2 protein-coding genes are annotated in these 3,472 nt (G+C 64.2%); one reads left to right on the top strand and one right to left on the bottom strand.

Translation table 11 applies throughout. The features are described 5' to 3' along the window. Positions 1-197: hypothetical protein (locus EN939_RS25790; protein ID WP_206528338.1), on the top strand; the 197-nt coding region annotated here is incomplete at its 5' end. A gap of 81 nt (positions 198-278) precedes the next feature. Here EN939_RS25790 and EN939_RS25785 read toward each other — a convergent pair. Next, positions 279-3,472 (bottom strand): DUF3971 domain-containing protein (locus EN939_RS25785; protein WP_127270606.1); only part of this gene is annotated, 3,194 nt, incomplete at its 5' end.

Below are 3,472 nucleotides of genomic sequence, written 5' to 3'. Positions count from 1 at the left end.
ACAACAATCTTGGCCAATACCAATATTCGTCATCGGCGAGCGCCTTCGAAGGGTTTGTCGGCGGAACGACCATCGGCGTCGGCACTACGGGTTTCTACTGGGAGAACGTTGCCAGCGGCACATACTGGCTCGGCAAGAACGGTATCCTGTACTCGGCTAATTCCGGCTCAAGCAACTTCCAACAGGCAATCAACTGACCATCCCCGCCGCCTTGCGGTGCCGAAGCGACGGACCGGTTGATTTGACACTTTGCGCGCGGCGACCATGATCCGCGCCACTCACCTATACTCAAAAATCGACCTGAATATTCCGGGCGCGATCACCGACAGCGGATTGATGTCCAGCAGCGGCTTGTTGGCATTGCCTTTGAGCCGGTAGGTGACGCCGATCAGGCCACGGTCACGGCCATTGCCGAGCAGCGCGCCAACGATGGGCAATTCGCCGAAGATGCGATTGAGGCCATAGACCGGCATGAATGTGCCGGTCATGTCCATGTTGTTGTCCTGGTCGTAGAGCGTGCCCTGGAACGTCGTGCCGATGCGCGGTCCGCGCAGCACGCCATTGGCCAGTTTCAGATAGCCGCTGCCCTTGTCGATCTCGGCGTAACCGCGTTCGAACTTCACCCGCGACGTATCCAGCTTGCCTTTGACCGCCTGATTGAGGCTGCGGTTGTCGCCGGCCGGCGTGGTCGAGACGATGGAGGCCAATTTCGGTTCGTTGACCACGAAAAAGTTGCTGGTGTCGACCTTGCCCCTCAGCGATCCGTCGCTCGGCCCCGCAAGCGCCAGGGTGATCGTTCCGCCTTCCATATGCTCGTAGATATTGAGGAATCTCAGGATGGCGCCGGCGTCCGCGGACTGCATGTTGAGCGCGCGCCGGCCGGCGCCGGTGGTGTTGCTGATCGATATGGCGGCGCCCGAACTTGCCGTGGCGCTGACCTTCAGCCCGTTCACCCGCGAACCGGCAGCACTGTAGTCGAGCTTCAGATTGGACAATTGCTCGTCGTGGAAACCGGTCAGCCGGTCGACATCGGCGCTGACGGAAATGGCATCGGAACCGGTGGTCTTGGTAGCCGTGTCGACGTCCGAGGTGAACTGCTTGATCAGCGAGCGGGCATCGAGCGCGTTGCCCGATATCTCGACCGCATAGCCCTTGCCGGACCGCTTCACCGACACGGCAACGTCGTCGCCCCTGTTCAAGGTGACCTTGCTGAACCGCGCCGACGACAAGGCGCCATTGACCAGCACGATGCTGCCGTCGACGGAGAACGTCTTTCCGTCAAGGTCGAAATCGGACAGCGTCGTGGTGTCGCCGGACTTGGTCATGACGAAGGTGACATTGGCAGGAACCCCTGCCCCCTTGCCCCAGCCGGCCCAGGGAATGTCCAGCCTGGCGTTGGTCAGATCGGCCGAGACGTTCTGGTCGCCGCCGCCGTTCTTGTCGATCGCCACCTTCACCGTTCCGGCAAGCAGCGGCTTCAGGCCGGGCATGGCGGCGGCGCGGATCTTGTCGTCAAGCACCAGAGCCACCTTGCGGCTGCGCGCCGGCCCGTCATCCCTGAGCGGCTCGACCAGATCGAGTTCGGCCGGAATGCCGTTCAGCAATGCCTTGGCGGAGATCACCGCCTTCTCCGGATCGACCGTGATCGAACCGTCGGCATCCGTCACGATCTGGCCCTCGAAAGGCTTGGCCAAGGACATGCCGCTATAGTCGAGCGACACCAGCCAATCGAGCTTCGAGGAGTCGACACCGGACTGCAGCGGAATATCCGCCTTGACGTGGCCGGTGACGCTGCCCGACAGGTCTTCCGGCAGGATGCCGACATGGCGCATGGCGTTGATCGGCTCGTAGGATGCGAGTTCGGCTACGGCCGACGCTTCGCCGTCGACGTCGATATCGAGCGCGCCGACGACCGGCGGGCGGTTGGCCGCCTTGACCGTCAGCGTGCCGTTGCTGGCCGCCACGGTGCGGCCGCTGGGCATGTAGACGGTGCCCGAGGATAGCGAGATATCGACATCGTTGCCGTGGAAACCGACGACGCCGACCGCGTCGCGTATCGGCGGAATGCGGCCGGCGGTGTCGAAGCGCGATCCCTCGATCTGGAAGCGGCCGAACACCTCATCGGCCGAAAGCGGCACGCCGTTGCCCAGGCGGCCCGGCACCACCTGGAACTGAAGGTTGGCGTCGACGACACGGCCGCCGAACAGATTGGCCAGCACCCAGAGCCGGGCATTGCGCGCCGAAAACCACGGCCACAGCTGCTTGACGTGAGAGACCTGCATGTCGTGGATGTTGAACGCCAGATTGATCCCCGGCACTTTGCCGTCGACGAACGCCACGGCGGCGGTGCCAAGCATCTCGCCGGAGCCGGCGGACCGGAGCGCGATCTGCTCGGCGACCAATTTGTGGCTCACCGTGTTGTAGACGCCGGCAATCCGGGCCAGGAAGGTGAGCGCCGGCTCGGGCGACTCCGAAGGCGCAAGCGACGATCCGTCGCTGGTCAGGTCGTAGCGATAGGAGGGTTCTTCACCCACCGCTCCGCTTGCCGGCTTCGGCCCGATCGAACCGGCGAAATCGAATGTCGAGCGGCCGGTCTTCAGCAGCAATCTGTCGACCTGGATCTTGTTGCTGCCCGCAACCAGCGTCGCATTGATATCGACGTCCGCCGGCAGCAGTCCTCGCGTGCCGAGATCGAGGACAGAACCCGTCGACGACAAAGCGGCCGTCAGCCGCGATGCGTTCGCGCCGAACCCTTCCGATCCCGTCAGCTTCAGCGCGACGGTTCCCAGCTTGCCGGCAGCGGCCGCCATATCGCCGGTATCGGCCAGATCGACGCTCGCATCCAGTGCCGTGACGCGGTGCGCCGCGATATCGCGGGAGGCGGAAGCGGCAACGGTAGCCGTCCTGCCGTCGATGTCGGCCGTGGACGAGAACTGCATGCCGCCCGGGCCCGACTGCACGACGGTGGCGTCGGTGATCTTGACGAGCTTGATCGCTCCGGTTTCGGGCAGCACGAATTCGACATTGCGAAGGTCGATCCGGCGCAGCGAATCCTCCCGCACGGCATCGAGTGCGTGGTTGATGTTTCCGAACACCGCGGCGGACAGCTTCTCCGGATCGATGAGGCCGTCCGCATTGCGCAGGCCGGCGGTCCAGTCGCCGCCTGACGGCATCGCCGCCACGACGATGCGGGCATCCGAGATCCTGGCGCTGGTCAGCCGCACATCTCCCCACAGCAGCGGGAACAGACGCACGCCGAAGCGCACGCGGCCGGCATCGGCCATCGGCTTACCGTCCGAAGTCTTCAAGCTGACGTCGCTGACCTGAAGCGCGATGAAACTCGAACCGTCGAGCGTGATGCGGGCAGGCCCGACCGCGACATTGACATCGACGCCCGCCAGTTTCTCGAGCGCCGTTTCCGCCTCGGTGCGAAGCCGGTCGGATCCGATGCCGGAGGCGCCAACCAGATAAA

The sequence above is a fragment of the Mesorhizobium sp. M7A.F.Ca.CA.002.05.1.1 genome, from assembly GCF_003998335.1.
Lineage (GTDB): Bacteria > Pseudomonadota > Alphaproteobacteria > Rhizobiales > Rhizobiaceae > Mesorhizobium.
The sequence above is the reverse complement of the archived record's forward strand: the minus strand, read 5'-3'. Positions and strand labels throughout refer to the sequence as shown.